The organism is Prescottella agglutinans (assembly GCF_004011865.1).
Taxonomy (GTDB): domain Bacteria; phylum Actinomycetota; class Actinomycetes; order Mycobacteriales; family Mycobacteriaceae; genus Prescottella; species Prescottella agglutinans.
In genome coordinates this window covers 168,161-182,079 of sequence record NZ_RKLP01000004.1, presented here as the reverse complement: position 1 = coordinate 182,079, position 13,919 = coordinate 168,161, and the positions used below count along the sequence as shown (strand labels likewise).

Below are 13,919 nucleotides of genomic sequence, written 5' to 3'. Positions count from 1 at the left end.
GTTTGTAATCACGAGTGGGGTTTCGGATGAAGGAGGAGCGAGATGGCGCTGCTATTGCGTGAGGCAATCGGTGACAGTCTTCGGCGCACCCGCGTTTCGCAGAGCCGAACCCTGCGAGAGGTGTCGAACAGCGCACGGGTGAGTCTCGGCTACCTGTCCGAGATCGAACGCGGGCGCAAGGAAGCGTCGAGCGAGTTGTTGGCTGCGATCTGCGACGCGCTCGAGGTCCCGTTGTCCGATGTGCTGGTCGACGTGAGCGAGACGCTGGCCGTCGGCGCCGTGCCGGCTGTCGGGTCGCGAGGCACTGCAGATCGTGAGAACGTCGGTGCCGGCGCCCAGCCGGTGAGTGGACGTATCGCGCAGGACACTCGGGTCGTGATCCCGGCGCCCACCGCGCGGGCGCTGGCTGCTGCGTAAGCGGTGTCGGCGGTCCACGGAAACCGATAGATTCGAAAGAAACGATCTCGGGTGCACCGAACATGCCGATCGGTGAAATTCGTGATCGGGCGAGCAGGTAGGGCAGAAACCCGATTTCGGTGCGTGACGGTCGCGCATCGGGTCGCGCATCGCGCGGCGCAGCAGATGGAGGCAGGATCAACCCATGGCTAATCCTTTCGTCAAGGGATGGAAGTACCTGATGGCGCTCTTCAATTCCAAGATTGATGAGAAGGCCGACCCCAAGGTTCAGATTCAGCAGGCGATCGAGGACGCTCAGCGTCAGCACCAGGCCCTGTCCCAGCAGGCTGCGTCGGTCATCGGTAACCAGCGTCAGCTCGAGATGAAGCTCAGCCGCCAGCTGGACGAGGTCGAGAAGCTCAACGCCAACGCGCGCCAGGCTGTCACGCTCGCCGATCAGGCCGCCACCGCTGGTGACGTGGAGAAGGCCACCCAGTACACCAACGCGGCGGAGGCCTTCGCCGCGCAGCTGGTGACGGCGGAGCAGTCTGTCGAGGACCTGAAGGTGCTGCACGACCAGGCCCTGCAGGCGGCGGCGCAGGCCAAGAAGGCCGTCGAGCAGAACGCGATGACGCTGCAGGCGAAGGTGGCCGAGCGCACCAAGCTGCTGAGCCAGCTCGAGCAGGCGAAGATGCAGGAGCGTGTCTCGGACTCGCTGCGCTCGATGGACCAGACGCTCTCGGCGCCGGGCAACACGCCCAGCCTCGACGCGGTCCGCGAGAAGATCGAGCAGCGCTACGCGAATGCACTCGGTGCCGCCGAGCTCGCCCAGAACTCGGTTCAGGGCCGCATGATGGAGGTCCAGCAGGCGAGCGTGCAGATGGCGGGCCACAGCCGCCTCGAGCAGATCCGCGCCTCGATGAAGGGCGACGCCCTGCCGTCCGGCAACAGCGCCACCGCCCCGGCCAAGCCCGCCGCGGCCGTCGAGCCGCCGGCGACGTCGTCCAACGGCGAGACCGCCGCGCAGTAACGAACCGCACGTCGACACGAAAACGGTGCGATGAGCAGCACGAGAGGCGGCCGGTCCGGGAAGCAGTCCCGGTCGGCCGCCTCTGTCTTCGGTGACTCCGGTCTCGCCTCGAGCGCGTCCGCGGCGATGGACAGCGCGCAGAGCGTGCTGCGTGAGGTCGGCGGGACCGTCGCCGACACGATGCGGCGCTGGTCCGACCCGCGTGAACGGATGCTCCGCAAGCGGCGCCGCGCCCGCAAGCGCGCCACCCGCTTCGGGATCGCGTCGGGGGCGAGCGTCGTGGGCGCCGCGTCACTGGCCGCCGCGTCGGCCCCCGATTGGACGATGGTCGCGACCGGGGGTGCTGCGGCCCTGTTCGCGATCCCCGCGGTGGTCGCGGTCGGTACCTACCGTCAACTGACGGCGACCCCGCTGCCGGCCCCGGCGGCGTCGCGGCGGCCGCTGCCGCCGAGCGGCTCGGCGGCGCGCGCACCGATGGAGCGCCTGGCGAGCGCCGAGAACAGCCTGCAGCAGCTGCTCGGTGTGCTCAGCAGGTCCACCGTCGTCGACGTCGAGGAACTCGATCACACCGGCGAAACCGCCCGAGCCGCGTCCGCGGCCTTGCGGGTCGTCGCCGCCGACGTCGTCGCGATGGAGAGCGCCGGGCGGGGAACCGCCGCTGCCGCGACCCACCTCGAACGCTCGATTCGCTCGGCGGTCGGCCAATTGGACGTCGGCGTCGCGCAGTACGAGGGTCTCGTCACGGCGGCGGCCAAGATGACCGCGCCGGCGCAATCGTCGTCGTACACGCTGCTCGGGCAGCAGCGGGAGGAGCTGCTGTCGGCGTCCGACCGGCTCGAGGGCTGGGCCGACGCGCTCGGCGAGGTCGACGAGATCGACCGCCGCTTCCGCCCCTGAAACTCAGTCGTCGACGCCGCGGGCGGCGAGCGCGTCGCCCATCGCCTCGGCGGTCATCAGCGCCGACACCACCACCGGAACCGCGAGCGCGCGCAGCGAGAACCCGAGACCTCGGGCCTTGCGGGCGTCGGACACCTGCTGCACGATGCCGGTGAGCAGCGGAATGCAGCGCAGCGTCATCGCCAGCACGAGACCCGCGCGGTCGGGGTTCACCCCCACGTGCCGCAGCGGCCGCAGCGCCCGGCTGATCGTGTCGAGCATGTCGGTCACCCGCGTGGTCAGCGTGACGAGCGCGGCGAGTGCGACGGCGAGCAGGATCGTGCCGCACACCACCAGCGCCCGCGCCCAACCGGTGAAGACGACCTGGAACGCCGCGACGAGCAGCAGCGCCCACAGCAGCGGACGCAGCTGCGCCAACGCGACTCGTGCCGGAATACGGGAGACGGCGTAGCACGCGGCGACCGCGACGACGGCGGGGATCAGCTGCCACGGCTGGCGCACCAGGATGGTCACCGCCAGGATGGCGAGCACCATCGCGATCAGTTTCGGTCCCGGCGACATCCGGTGCAGCAGCGAGGTGCCGGGGGTGTAGAGGCCGAGCGTCGTCATCCGATCAGCTCGCGATAGTGCGCTATCGCGTCCGCCGGGGCGCCGTCGGCGGCGACGCGGCCGCCGTCGATCACGATCACGCGATCGAAGTCGTCGAGCAGATCGAGGTGGTGGGTCACGACGACGAGCTGCTGTCGCAGACCAGCCAGTGTCGAGCGCATCAACCGCGCGTTGCGCAGGTCCAGGAGCGTGGTGGGCTCGTCGGCGACGATGACGTCCGGTTCGGTGACCATGACCGCGGCGAGCGCCAGCAGCTGCTTCTGGCCGCCGGAGAGCAGGTGGGTGGGGTGGTCGGCGTGTCCGGCCAGCCCGAAGTCGGCGAGCACCTGCGCGACCCGGTCGGCGCGTTCGCTCTTGCTCAGTGAGCTGCGGCGCAGCGAGAAGGCGATGTCCTCCGACACCGTCGGCATGACGATCTGGTGATCCGGGTCAGTGAAGACGAACCCGACCTTGCGCCGCACCTGCCGACCCTTGCGGGCGGTGTCGACGCCGTCCACGGTCACAGCCCCGGAGGTCGGGGTGACGAGTCCGTTGATCATCCGCGCCAGCGTGGATTTGCCGCTGCCGTTGGCGCCGATGATCCCGACGCGTGCCTCGGTGAGCGTGAGATCGATGCCGGCGAGCACCGTGCGCTCACCGTACGCGTGGTGGACGGACTCGAACCGGATCTCGCTCATCGTGCCGGGGTGTGACTACGCGGCGTCGGCCCGGACCGGCACGGTCGGAACGCGGGACGCTGCGAGCGCCGGGTAGGCGCGGTGCACCTCGGCGGCGACGCCGGCGGCGACGACCGCCTTGATGACGTCGCCGGGCAGGAAGGTGAGGTTGGCCGCGAAGGCCGCGGACACCGTCATGTCGGTCTTGAGCAGCATGCCGGCGATACCGAACACGTACAGCACCACGATGCCGCCGAGCAGGTTGATCGCGATGCCGGCGAACAGGTTGTACTTGGGCAGCATGCGGTAGCTGAGCCAGCCGATGACCGCGACGGCCGGCACCCAGCCGATGAGGAAGCCGGCGGTGGGGCTCGACAGCGACACCAGCGACGTGCGGCCGCCGGCAAGGACCGGCAGTGCCAGTCCGAGGACGATCACGGTGAGGACCGCGAGGGTGCCCTTGCGGGGCCCGAGGAGGGCGCCGGCGAGCATGACGCCGAGGGTCTGCAGCGTGATCGGGACGGCGGAACCGCCGATGTTGATCGTGCCGGGAAGCCCCAACGCGATGATGAGGGCGGCGAAGACGGCGATCTGTGCAAGATCACGAGCGGTGTTGCGGGGAGTGCCCGTGGGTGATGTCGGCGGCACGACTTTCGACTTCTCCTCGTGTGTTCGCGAACGGGGCGGATCTGTCCAACCCGCCGAGCTTATGTCAACCGGCCTGCGGGAGCGCATCCCAGGCCGGTCCGGGGTTGTCAGGGTGAACCCCCATCTTTCCCTGATCTTGCCGCTGAGCTGGTGATTTCCGGGTCCCCGCATGCCACGATCGAGGGGCCGCGATCGTAGGATCGACGGTGAGGATCAAGCAGGAGGCACATCGTGTTCTGGAAGATTGTCGGCATCGTGGCGCTGATCTGGATCGCGTTCGCGCTGATCGGGGCCGTGGTGAAGGGGCTGTTCTGGATCCTGGCGGTGAGCGCGATCGTCTTCGGCGTCTACATGCTGTTGAAGGCCATGTCGGGCAGTTCCGACTCGGCCGACAAGCCCCGGCTGTAGCGCTCGCTAGGCGTCGCTCAGGTGTCGGTCGACGAGGTCGGCGAACGCGCGCCCCGGCGGTGTCAGCAGGGTCGGCTTGCTGATCATGTGCACTGTCCGGATGGGCGCGTCGGCGATCCGGAGCAGGTGCAGTTCGGGACGGGTTACGGCGTCGGATTCGGGCAGGAATCCGACGCCGACGCCGGCGGCCGCGAGTGCGGCGACGAGGGTCGCCGACCCGGCCCGGGCGACGACCGTTCGCGGCAGACCCGCCATGGCGAAGGCGTCGTCGCTCTGGCGCCGGGCGCCGGTTCCCTCGGGGAAGTCGACGGTGGGGACGTCCGCGAGGTCGCGCAGCGTGACCGTGCCGCGTCCGGCCCACGGGTGGTCGCGCCCGACGACGGCGACGAGTTGCTCGGTGCCGAGGACGCGGGCCGTCAGGTCGGCTCGGGGGCGGGTGTGCCACAGGCCGATGAACCCGAGGTCGAGATCCCCGTTCTCGACCTGCTCGACGATCGATTCGCTCATCGACGACGTGACGTGCACGTCCACGCCGGGGTGGGTGTCGAGGAACGCCCGGACCAGTGCGGCGAGGTCGATCTGGGTGAGCGTCGTGATCGTGCCGATCCGGAGGGTGCCGGTGACCGTGCGCCCACTCGCGGACACTTCCCCGCGCAGTCGGTCGGTGGCGGCGAGGACTTCACGGGCATGGAGGACGAACGCCTCGCCGGCGTCGGTGAGTTCGACGCGGCGGTTGGTCCGAGTGAACAGGGGAGTGCCGAGTTCGTGCTCGAGTTGCCGGACCTGGTGGCTGAGCGCGGACTGGGCGACGTGCAGGCGGTCGGCGGCCCGTGTGAAGTGCCGTTCCTCGGCCACGGCGAGCGCGTAGCGCAGTTGTCGCAGTTCCATCGGGGCCTCCGATCATCGTCAATCGAGATCAGTGTGATCTGATTCAGATGTTAGACAGATGATTAGTGGGGGTAAAGAATTCTCGGTGTGAGTGTCACCGAAACCCGAATTCCCTCTCGCCCGGCCCTGTCGCCGGGTCTCCTGCTCGTCATGGCCGTCGCGACGGGCCTGTGCGTGGGCGGCAACTACTTCAACCAGCCGCTCCTGGACTCGATCGCGACCGCCCTCGGGGTGGACCAGTCGACGGCCGCGGTGACGGTCACCGTGTCGCAGGTGTTCTACGGCCTCGGCCTGATGTTCCTCGTCCCGCTCGGTGACCTCGTCGACCGGCGGGTGCTCAGCGTCGGGCTGATGGTGCTCGCCGCGGTCGGGCAGGGCGTGTGCGGTGTCGCACCGTCGATCGGGTGGCTCATGGTCGGCACCGCGATGGCCGGCCTGTTCTCGGTGGCCGCGCAGGTGCTGGTCCCGTTCGCGGCCGCCCTGGCCGAACCGGGCCGGGCAGCGACGGCCGTCGGCACGGTGATGAGCGGCCTCATGGTCGGCATCCTGCTGGCCCGCAGCGTCGCCGGCCTGCTCACCCCGCTCGGTGGGTGGCAGACCGTGTACCGCCTCAACGCGATCGCGATGATCCTGATCGCCGTCGTCCTGTGGCGTGCCCTGCCGAGTTCACGCGATCGGCACGGTCTCGGCTACGGCGCGATCCTCGCCTCGATGGGGACGCTGCTGCGCGACCACCCGCGACTGCGCACCGCGACGGCGATGAGCGCACTCAGCTTCGCCGCCGCCAGCACCGTCTTCGCCGCGATGGCGTTCGTGCTCGCGGCCGAGCCGTTCAACCTGGACGACGTCGCGATCGGTCTGGTCGGTCTCGCGGGTGTCGCCGGCGCCGTCATGGCCAACGTCGCGGGACGCCTCGCCGACCGGGGCCTGGCGCGGGCCACCGCAGGCGTCGGGGCGCTCGTACTGCTGGCGTCCTGGGCGCTGTTCGGGCTCGGCGCGAGCAGCCTGATCGCGTTCGTCCTCGCGGTCCTGGTCTCCGACGTCGCGCTCAAGTGCGTGCACGTGAGCAACCAGGGTGTCATCTACGCGCTTGCGCCGCAGGCGCGCTCGAGGGTCACAGCGGTGTACATGACCGGATACTTCGTCGGTGGCGCCGCCGGATCGGCGCTGGGTTCGCTGGTGTGGGCCACCCACGGCTGGGCCGGTGTGTGCTGGGCGGGTGCGGCCTTGTCGCTCGGGGTGCTGCTCGTGTGGTGGCTCGATATCCGAGTTTCGGCGCGCGAGACCGCGGCTGCAGGGGCATGCTGACGTCATGGAGCCGATTCCCGAGGACTGGCAGCGCGGGCTGGTGATCGTCGCCCACCCCGACGACATCGAGTACGGGGCCGCAGCCGCGGTGGCGCGGTGGACCGATCAGGGCAAGGACATCCGGTACGTCCTGGTGACGAGCGGCGAGGCGGGGATCGCGGGACTGCATCCCGGACAATGCGGTCCGCTGCGTGAGGAGGAGGAACGGCGCTCGGCCGCCGTCGTGGGGGTGACGGAGGTCGAGTTCCTCGGCTATCCCGACGGTCGGATCGAGTACGGACCCCAGCTGCGTATGGATCTCGCGCGGGTGATCCGTGCCCATAACCCCGAGATGGTCGTCACCGCGAACCACCGCGAGACGTGGGGTCCCGGCTTCCTCAACAGCGCCGATCACAGAGCCGTCGGGCTCGCGGTCCTCGATGCCGTAGCCGACGCCGCGAACGAGTGGATCTTCCCGGAACTCACCGAACCGCCGTGGGCGGGGGTGCGCTGGGCTGCGGTCAACGTGATGCTCGGGAGCACGCACGCCGTCGACGTCACCGCGACGGTCGAACGGGCGGTGACGTCGCTGTGCGAGCACCGCGCCTATCTGGAGGCGCTCAGCGACGAGCCCGTCCTGGACCAGGCGGCCCGGCAGATCGAGATGTCCACCGGGCCCAAGCCTGGATTCGACGCCGAGCGCGCGGTCGGCTTCGAGCTGTTCGTCTACGGCGGCTGACCGCGACCGGGTCGCTACCGCAGCGGTGCGCCGACGATGACGCGGCCCGCACCCGGCACCGCCTCGATGTCGATCGGCAGCTGCGCGACGAATTCGCCGTCGGCATACGAGGTCACCGGGGTGCCGGTCTCGAGCCGGAGCTTGCGGGTGCGGTACGTCTCGACGTCGTCGAGCTCCACGTGGGTGCCCTTGTAGACGGTGGGGAACAGGCGGACCAGCCTGAGGCGACCGCCGGACTTCACGACCGTGACGTCGAGCAGCCCGTCGTCGAGCACCGCGTTCGGGGTGATGAGCATGCCGCCCCCGTAGGAGGTGCCGTTGCCCACCGACACCATCGTCGCGTCGAGTTCGACGGTGCGGTCGTCGAGGACGATCCGGTAGGGGATCGGCTTCAGCTGCGCCAGCTCGACCAGCATCGCGAGGTTGTAGCGCATCGGACCCCGGGGCCAGCGCATCCGGTTGGCGCGGTCGGTGACGAGGGCATCGAACCCGCTCGACAGCACGGTGCCGAACCAGCGGTCCCCGACCTTCGCCAGGTCGATGGTGGCGACTTCCCCGTCGGCGATGATGTCGGCGGCCGTGACCGCGTTGTCGACCGGGATGTGGAACAGCCGGGCATGGTCGTTGCCGGTGCCCCCGGGAATGATGCCGAGTGGAGTTCCGGTCTGCGCCAATGCCTGCCACGCGATGCTGACGAGACCGTCGCCACCGGCCGCGACGAGCGCATCGGTGCCCGCGGCGACGGCCTTGCGTGCGAGTTCGAGGGCCTCGTCGGCGGTCCGGCCCTCGATCTCGGTGACTGTGACACCGAGCTCCCGCAGGCGGGTGACGGCCGCCGCAGCCGCCCACGGGGCGTGACCGCCACCGGCCGTGGGATTCGTCAGGACGGTAACCGACCTCGTCATGGGATCAGCTTGCCAGGGTTGAGGATTCCGGAGGGGTCGATTGCGTCCTTGACCGCGCGCAGGACCTGCGCCCCGAGCTCGCCCACCTCGTTCGCCATCCACGGGCGGTGGTCGCGGCCGACCGCGTGGTGGTGGGTGATGGTGCCGCCGGCGGCAACGATCGCGTCACCTGCGGCTCGCTTGGCGGCGGCCCACTGCGACAACGGATCCGCGGCCTGCGCGCACACGACCGTGAAGTACAGCGACGCACCCGTCTGATACGTGTGCGAGATGTGGCACATCACGAGCGCCGGAGTGCCCTGGGCGCCAAGTGATTCGGTCAGAGCGGTGGTCACGGCGGTCCGCAGGTTCGCCAGATTGGACCAACGCGTGGCGGTTTCGAGCGTCTCGGCGATCGCGCCGGTGTTCAGCAGGGCGTCGCGCAGATAGGGGGCGTCGAAGCGGCCGTGTTCCCACGACTGCGCCGGTCCCTCGCCCAGGGCGGTGCCTCCCGCCGCGGCGAGCAGTGCGGTGGCCTCCGCGTAGCGCGCCCGGACGTGGGCGTCGGTGCCCTCGAACGTCGTGATCGCCAGGCACCCGGACGTGGGGCTGTCGCCGCCGATGTCGCCGGCGAGGGCCAGGTTGATGCCGGTCTCGGCCTCGTCGGACAGTCGCATGACGGTGGGGGCGGACCCGGACTGCGCCACCGCGCGCAGGGCGGCGGCGCCGGTCTCGAAGTCGGGGAACGACCATGCCTGGTACGCGGTGTGCTCGGGGACCGGGTGCACCCGCAGGCCCACCTCGGTGATGATGCCGAGCGTGCCCTCGGAGCCGACGAACAGCTCGCGCAGGTCCGGCCCGGCGGCGGACGCGGGACCGCGGCCGAGTTCGAGAGTGCCCGACGGGGTCGCGACGCGCAGCCACTCCACCATGTCGTCGAAGCGGCCGTAGCCGGCGGACGCCTGGCCCGACGACCGGGTGGCGGCGAACCCGCCGATGGTGGCGAACTGGAAGCTCTGCGGGAAGTGTCCCAACGAGAAGCCGTGCGCGCCGAGAAGCTGCTCGGCCTGGGGGCCGGTCACACCGGCCTGGAGCGTCGCGACACCGGAGATCGGATCGAGGTCGACGAGGGCGTCGAGTCGGCGCAGGTCGAGCGCGACGACGGAACCGAAGCGGCCGCGCGCGGGATCGACGCCGCCGACGACGGTGGTGCCGCCGCCGAACGGCACCACGGCGATGCCCTCGGCCGTGCAGAAGCGCAGCAGCGCCAGCACCTCGTCGTGCGAGCCGGGCAGCAGCACCGCGTCGGGCGCATCCTGCTCGCCGGTGGACTTGCGGCGCAACAGGTCCGGGGTGCTCTTGCCGCCGGCGTGTCGCAGTCGCGTCGCGGTGTCGGTGCGCACGTTGTCGGGCCCGAGGAGGTCCTCGAGGGCGTGGACGAGCGGGGTGCCGAGCGCGGTCTCGCGGACGATCGCGTCGGCTTCGGTGGGCGGCGGGGACTGCTCGGCGGACACTCCGAGTGCCTGCTGGAGGAGGGACTTGACCTGGGGCGACAGATGGCGGCGGGACTCCGCGACGCCCCAGGCGTCCCACTCCATGGTGGGAGCTTCGGCGGCGGGGAACTCGGGCACGAATGCTTCGGACATGCGTTACAGTGTTACACACGATGTCTATCCGTAACGATGTTTCCGATTCGCCCACCGTCGACGACCTGATCCTCGACGCGACACGCTCGTGCGTGCTCGACTTCGGGCTGCGGCGCACGACGCTCGCCGAGGTCGCGCGCCGTGCAGGGGTGAGCCGGCCCACCGTCTACCGGCGCTGGCCCGACACCCGGGCCGTGGTCGCCGACCTGCTGACGCGCGAGATCCGTGTCGCGATTCCCGACATGGACGGCGACGAACCGGCACGTGCCCAGCTGGTGCGGGCGGCGGTCGACGTCGCGACCGGGATGCGCGAGCACCCACTGTTCGTGAAGATCCTGCGATCGGACCCGGACCTGCTCATGACCTACATCGTCGACCGGCTCGGCACGAGCCAGCGGGTGATCGTGGAGCGTGTGGCGCTGGCGGTCGCGGCCGGGCAGCGTGACGGATCGATCCGGGCCGGGGACCCCACGCACCTCGCGGCGATGGTGCTGCTGATCGCCCAGTCGGCCGTCCAGTCGTCTGTCATGGTCGCCGAGGTGCTCCCCGCGGCCGAACTCACCGCCGAGTTGGAGATCGCCGTCGACTCCTACCTCGCGCCCCGCTGACCAGCAACCCATTCCAGGAGGAACAGTGCAGGACAATCCGCAGTCGGCGCTCAACGCGGACCGTCGCGGCCGTGAGCTCTCGGCCCTCGGTGACGGCGGTACCGTCGACCTACTCGTGATCGGTGGCGGCATCACTGGAGTCGGAACGGCCCTCGACGCGGCGTCCCGCGGCCTGCGGACGGTCCTCGTCGACAAGCACGACCTCGCGTTCGGAACCAGCCGCTGGAGCTCCAAGTTGGCCCACGGTGGGCTGCGCTACCTTGCGTCGGGCAATGTCGGGATCGCGCGGGAGAGCGCCGTCGAACGCGGCATCCTCATGACCCGCACGGCCCCGCACCTCGTTCGCGCCATGCCACAGCTGGTGCCGCTGCTCCCGTCGGTGGGAATGTTCGAGAAGACGCTGGTCCGGACTGGTTTCCTGGCGGGTGACGCGCTGCGCCTGACGGCGCGGACGCCGTCATCGGTGCTGCCACGGTCGCGGCGGGTCGGGGCGGACAAGGCCGCGCAACTCGCGCCCGCGGTCCGCAGGGAGGGGCTGCGCGGCGGCCTGCTCGCGTACGACGGGCAGCTCGTCGACGACGCGCGCCTGGTCGTGGCACTGGCACGCACGGCCGCCGCGCACGGCGCGACCGTGCTGACCCGTGTCGGCGCCTACGACGTGACCGGTGACTCGGCCCGCTTGCGCGACGAGCTGACCGGCGAGGAGATGACGATCCGCGCCCGTGCCGTCGTGAACGCGGCCGGCGTCTGGGCCGACCAGGTGGACCCGGACATCCGGCTCAAGCCCAGCCGCGGCACCCACCTGGTGCTGCCCGCGGAACTGCTCGGCAACCCGACCGCGGCGCTGACCGTGCCGATCCCGGGGGAGACCAACCGCTTCGTGTTCGCGCTTCCCGCCCAGCTCGGCCGGGTCTACCTGGGGCTGACCGACGAGGCCGTCGACTCGGTGCCGGACGTGCCGGTGGCGTCGGACGGCGAGATCGACTTCCTGCTCGACACCGTCAACACCGCGCTCGCGACGCCGCTCACCCGCGCCGACGTGCTCGGCACGTTCGCGGGGCTGCGCCCGCTGCTCGACTCGGGTGAGGGAAAGACCGCGGACCTCTCCCGCAACCACGCGGTGCTGCGCTCGTCGAACGGTGTCGTGAGCGTCGTGGGCGGCAAGCTCACGACGTACCGGAAGATGGCGCAGGACGCGGTCGACGCCGCGGTCGCGGCCGGCGGGCTCACCGCCCGTCCGTGCGTGACGACCGACCTGCCCGCGGTGGGAGGAACGCGGACGGCGCCGCGGAACCTGCCGCCGGCACTGGTCGCGCGGTACGGCGGCGAGGCCGGACTCGTCGCCGCGGCCGGTGAACTGACGCCGATCGCCGACGGTATCGACCTCACCCACGCCGAACTGGCGTTCGCCGTCAGCCACGAAGGGGCGCTCGATGCCGGCGACCTCCTGGACCGGCGTACCCGGATCGGTCTCGTCCCCGGTGATCGGGAGCGGGCGCTGCCGGCGGCGGAGCGGGCGTTGAGCGCGCGCTGATCGTGCGCGTGCGGGCGTGAGTTCCGCTACCTGGCTGCGACGTACTCCTCGAGCAGATCCAGATTCTCGCCGTGGTCGTCGCCGAACTTGGCCAGCAGGCCGGTTGCGAGGAGCAGCCAGGACAGCACCTGTGCGCCGGGTTTGCCCGCGAACGCCGGACGGAAGCGAATGGTCTCGGTCACGATGTGGCCGCCGTCCGCGGGTTCCATGGTGAGCACCACGTTCTGCCGGATGCCCCGCTGACGGCCGGAGATCTCGAACACCTCGTTCGGCACGTGCCGCACGATGGTCCACCGCACGACGTCGAAGTCGCATTCCTCGCCGTGCCTGCTGTCCCAGCCGTGCCCGGCGGTCATCTCGAAGTCGGGCCCGAGCACGGTCTCCGTCTTGTGCTCCTCGTACCGCACCGTCTCCTCCGGGTGGGTGAAGGCGTGCCAGACGAGATCCGGGTCGCCTTCCAGCCGCCGCCAGTTGGTGAACGATGCGTAGCCCATGGTTGCCCCCTGATGATGTGGCGCGGCCCGGACGCGCACGTGCCGGGCGAAGATTGTCAGGGGGCAGCCTAGCTTTCGGTGGGACCGCCCCGGACTGCGTGCCGCCACGGTTGCGGCGACGATTCGCGCCGGGCGACGGCCGGTGCGGCGTAGCGTCGACGGCATGAGTATTCGCCTGGGATACCAGATTCCGAATTTCAGCTATTCGACTCCCGTGCGCGACCTGTTTCCCACTGTCATCACCCAAGCTCGTGAGGCGGAGGCGGCCGGATTCGACGCCGTCTTCGTGATGGATCACTTCTATCAGCTGCCGGGAATCGGGGAGCCCGACGAGCCGATGCTCGAGTCGTACACGGCGCTGGCCGGGATCGCCACGGCCACCGACTCGATCCAGCTGTCGGCGCTCGTCACCGGCAACACGTACCGCAACCCGGCGCTGCTCGCCAAGACCGTCTCCACGCTCGACGTCGTCAGCGGCGGCCGCGTGGTGCTGGGCATCGGTGCGGGTTGGTTCGAACTCGAGCACCAGCAACTGGGATTCGAGTTCGGCACCGTCACCGAGCGCTTCGAGCGTCTCGACGAGGCCTTGCAGATCATCGCCCCGATGCTCCACGGGGAGCGACCCACGTTCGCGGGCAAGTGGTACCACGTCGAGAACGCGATCAACGAGCCACGCTTCCGCGACGACCTGCCGATCCTGCTCGGTGGCGGCGGCGAGAAGAAGACGTTCGGACTGGCTGCCCGCTACGCCGACCACCTCAACGTCATCGCCAACGCCGTCGAACTGCCGCGCAAGCTCGAGGCGCTGGCGCAGCGCTGCGAGGAGATCGGCCGCGACCGGTCGACCCTCGAGACGAGCTTCCTGGCCTCGGTCATCATCGACGAGGACGGCGACAAGGCGCGGGAGATGCAACGCGAGTTCCTGCTGTCCAGGGGTGTCGACCTGTCGGCGCTGTCGGTGGCCGAACGTGCGGCGGCGACGGACCGTCAGTTCGTCGGCAACCCCGACGAGGTGGCCGAACAGATCAAGACCCGTGTCCTCGACCCCGGTATCGACGGCGTCATCGTCAATGTCGTCGTCAACGGGCACCGGCCGGGTGTCGTCGAACTTGTCGGACGAACGCTCGGACCGCTCGTGCGCAGCTGAGGCCGCCGCCCGGCGCCGGCATGTGTGACGGCTCACTGTCGTGTGGCA

General features: G+C 70.2%; 16 protein-coding genes. 9 read left to right on the top strand and 7 right to left on the bottom strand.

Annotated elements, in window-relative coordinates:
- Positions 1–42 precede the first annotated feature (42 nt).
- From EGT67_RS09770 to pspM, 3 genes are all read left to right on the top strand, one after another.
- A complete protein-coding gene (locus tag EGT67_RS09770) occupies positions 43–417 on the top strand; it encodes a helix-turn-helix domain-containing protein (RefSeq protein ID WP_127915870.1) in 375 nt (124 codons plus the stop codon).
- 184 nt (positions 418–601) lie between these two features.
- Positions 602–1,426: a PspA/IM30 family protein gene (locus EGT67_RS09765; protein WP_127915869.1), complete on the top strand. Its 825-nt coding sequence runs from the start codon at positions 602–604 to the stop codon at positions 1,424–1,426.
- A 126-nt stretch (positions 1,427–1,552) separates the two neighbouring features.
- Complete coding sequence (pspM, locus tag EGT67_RS09760) at positions 1,553–2,323, top strand: phage shock envelope stress response protein PspM (RefSeq protein ID WP_127916062.1); 771 nt, start codon at positions 1,553–1,555, stop codon at positions 2,321–2,323.
- A gap of 3 nt (positions 2,324–2,326) precedes the next feature.
- Here the strand turns inward: pspM and EGT67_RS09755 are convergent, their stop codons facing one another.
- Genes EGT67_RS09755 through EGT67_RS09745 form a run of 3 tightly spaced genes read right to left on the bottom strand, consistent with a single transcriptional unit; the run spans position 2,327 to position 4,236 of the window.
- Positions 2,327–2,932 (bottom strand): energy-coupling factor transporter transmembrane component T family protein, encoded by a 606-nt coding sequence (locus tag EGT67_RS09755; RefSeq protein ID WP_127915868.1) that lies wholly within the window; start codon positions 2,930–2,932, stop codon positions 2,327–2,329.
- Positions 2,929–3,609: an energy-coupling factor ABC transporter ATP-binding protein gene (locus tag EGT67_RS09750; RefSeq protein WP_127915867.1), complete on the bottom strand. Its 681-nt coding sequence runs from the start codon at positions 3,607–3,609 to the stop codon at positions 2,929–2,931. Before EGT67_RS09750 ends, EGT67_RS09755 begins: the two co-directional genes overlap by 4 nt.
- 15 nt (positions 3,610–3,624) lie before the next feature.
- A complete protein-coding gene (locus tag EGT67_RS09745) occupies positions 3,625–4,236 on the bottom strand; it encodes a biotin transporter BioY (protein WP_127915866.1) in 612 nt (203 codons plus the stop codon).
- Positions 4,237–4,467: 231 nt separating this feature from the next.
- Between EGT67_RS09745 and EGT67_RS25050 the strand changes: the two genes are divergently transcribed.
- Entirely contained in the window at positions 4,468–4,644 is a 177-nt protein-coding gene (locus tag EGT67_RS25050; protein WP_164877520.1) for a hypothetical protein, read from the top strand.
- A 6-nt stretch (positions 4,645–4,650) separates the two neighbouring features.
- Here EGT67_RS25050 and EGT67_RS09740 read toward each other — a convergent pair whose 3' ends face one another.
- Entirely contained in the window at positions 4,651–5,532 is an 882-nt protein-coding gene (locus tag EGT67_RS09740; RefSeq protein WP_127915865.1) for a LysR family transcriptional regulator, read from the bottom strand.
- 87 nt (positions 5,533–5,619) lie between these two features.
- Between EGT67_RS09740 and EGT67_RS09735 the strand changes: the two genes are divergently transcribed.
- Positions 5,620–6,840 (top strand): MFS transporter, encoded by a 1,221-nt coding sequence (locus tag EGT67_RS09735; protein WP_127915864.1) that lies wholly within the window; start codon positions 5,620–5,622, stop codon positions 6,838–6,840.
- Positions 6,841–6,844: 4 nt separating this feature from the next.
- A complete protein-coding gene (locus EGT67_RS09730; protein WP_127915863.1) occupies positions 6,845–7,558 on the top strand; it encodes a PIG-L deacetylase family protein in 714 nt (237 codons plus the stop codon).
- Between the two features lie 14 nt (positions 7,559–7,572).
- On the opposite strand, the gene EGT67_RS09725 is transcribed toward EGT67_RS09730, so the two are convergent.
- Positions 7,573–8,463: a diacylglycerol kinase gene (locus EGT67_RS09725; protein WP_127915862.1), complete on the bottom strand. Its 891-nt coding sequence runs from the start codon at positions 8,461–8,463 to the stop codon at positions 7,573–7,575.
- Positions 8,460–10,040: an FAD-binding oxidoreductase gene (locus EGT67_RS09720; RefSeq protein ID WP_421958114.1), complete on the bottom strand. Its 1,581-nt coding sequence runs from the start codon at positions 10,038–10,040 to the stop codon at positions 8,460–8,462. The genes EGT67_RS09725 and EGT67_RS09720 overlap by 4 nt, the downstream gene beginning before the upstream one ends.
- Before the next feature lie 68 nt (positions 10,041–10,108).
- Here EGT67_RS09720 and EGT67_RS09715 point away from each other — a divergent pair, with 68 nt between their 5' ends.
- The gene (locus EGT67_RS09715; RefSeq protein ID WP_127915860.1) at positions 10,109–10,696 is read left to right on the top strand and encodes a TetR/AcrR family transcriptional regulator; all 588 of its coding nucleotides are present in this window, start codon (positions 10,109–10,111) and stop codon (positions 10,694–10,696) included.
- A 25-nt stretch (positions 10,697–10,721) separates the two neighbouring features.
- Positions 10,722–12,230 (top strand): glycerol-3-phosphate dehydrogenase/oxidase, encoded by a 1,509-nt coding sequence (locus EGT67_RS09710; protein ID WP_127915859.1) that lies wholly within the window; start codon positions 10,722–10,724, stop codon positions 12,228–12,230.
- Positions 12,231–12,256: 26 nt separating this feature from the next.
- Here EGT67_RS09710 and EGT67_RS09705 read toward each other — a convergent pair whose 3' ends face one another.
- Positions 12,257–12,724 carry an SRPBCC family protein gene (locus EGT67_RS09705; RefSeq protein ID WP_164877519.1) on the bottom strand — a complete coding sequence of 156 codons (468 nt, stop codon included), beginning with the start codon at positions 12,722–12,724 and terminating at the stop codon, positions 12,257–12,259.
- Positions 12,725–12,887: 163 nt separating this feature from the next.
- Between EGT67_RS09705 and EGT67_RS09700 the strand changes: the two genes are divergently transcribed.
- Positions 12,888–13,871 (top strand): LLM class F420-dependent oxidoreductase, encoded by a 984-nt coding sequence (locus tag EGT67_RS09700; protein WP_127915857.1) that lies wholly within the window; start codon positions 12,888–12,890, stop codon positions 13,869–13,871.
- Positions 13,872–13,919 lie beyond the last annotated feature (48 nt).

Excerpts from the sequence above, each read along its gene's own strand:
- EGT67_RS09770 (WP_127915870.1), top strand. The coding sequence starts at position 43 with ATGGCGCTGCTATTGCGTGAGGCAATCGGTGACAGTCTTCGGCGCACC.
- EGT67_RS09765 (WP_127915869.1), top strand. The coding sequence starts at position 602 with ATGGCTAATCCTTTCGTCAAGGGATGGAAGTACCTGATGGCGCTCTTC.
- pspM (WP_127916062.1), top strand. The coding sequence starts at position 1,553 with ATGGACAGCGCGCAGAGCGTGCTGCGTGAGGTCGGCGGGACCGTCGCC.
- EGT67_RS09755 (WP_127915868.1), bottom strand. The coding sequence starts at position 2,932 with ATGACGACGCTCGGCCTCTACACCCCCGGCACCTCGCTGCTGCACCGG.
- EGT67_RS09750 (WP_127915867.1), bottom strand. The coding sequence starts at position 3,609 with ATGAGCGAGATCCGGTTCGAGTCCGTCCACCACGCGTACGGTGAGCGC.
- EGT67_RS09740 (WP_127915865.1), bottom strand. The coding sequence starts at position 5,532 with ATGGAACTGCGACAACTGCGCTACGCGCTCGCCGTGGCCGAGGAACGG.
- EGT67_RS09730 (WP_127915863.1), top strand. The coding sequence starts at position 6,845 with ATGGAGCCGATTCCCGAGGACTGGCAGCGCGGGCTGGTGATCGTCGCC.
- EGT67_RS09725 (WP_127915862.1), bottom strand. The coding sequence starts at position 8,463 with ATGACGAGGTCGGTTACCGTCCTGACGAATCCCACGGCCGGTGGCGGT.
- EGT67_RS09720 (WP_421958114.1), bottom strand. The coding sequence starts at position 10,040 with ATGGAGTGGGACGCCTGGGGCGTCGCGGAGTCCCGCCGCCATCTGTCG.
- EGT67_RS09715 (WP_127915860.1), top strand. The coding sequence starts at position 10,109 with ATGTCTATCCGTAACGATGTTTCCGATTCGCCCACCGTCGACGACCTG.
- EGT67_RS09705 (WP_164877519.1), bottom strand. The coding sequence starts at position 12,724 with ATGGGCTACGCATCGTTCACCAACTGGCGGCGGCTGGAAGGCGACCCG.
- EGT67_RS09700 (WP_127915857.1), top strand. The coding sequence starts at position 12,888 with ATGAGTATTCGCCTGGGATACCAGATTCCGAATTTCAGCTATTCGACT.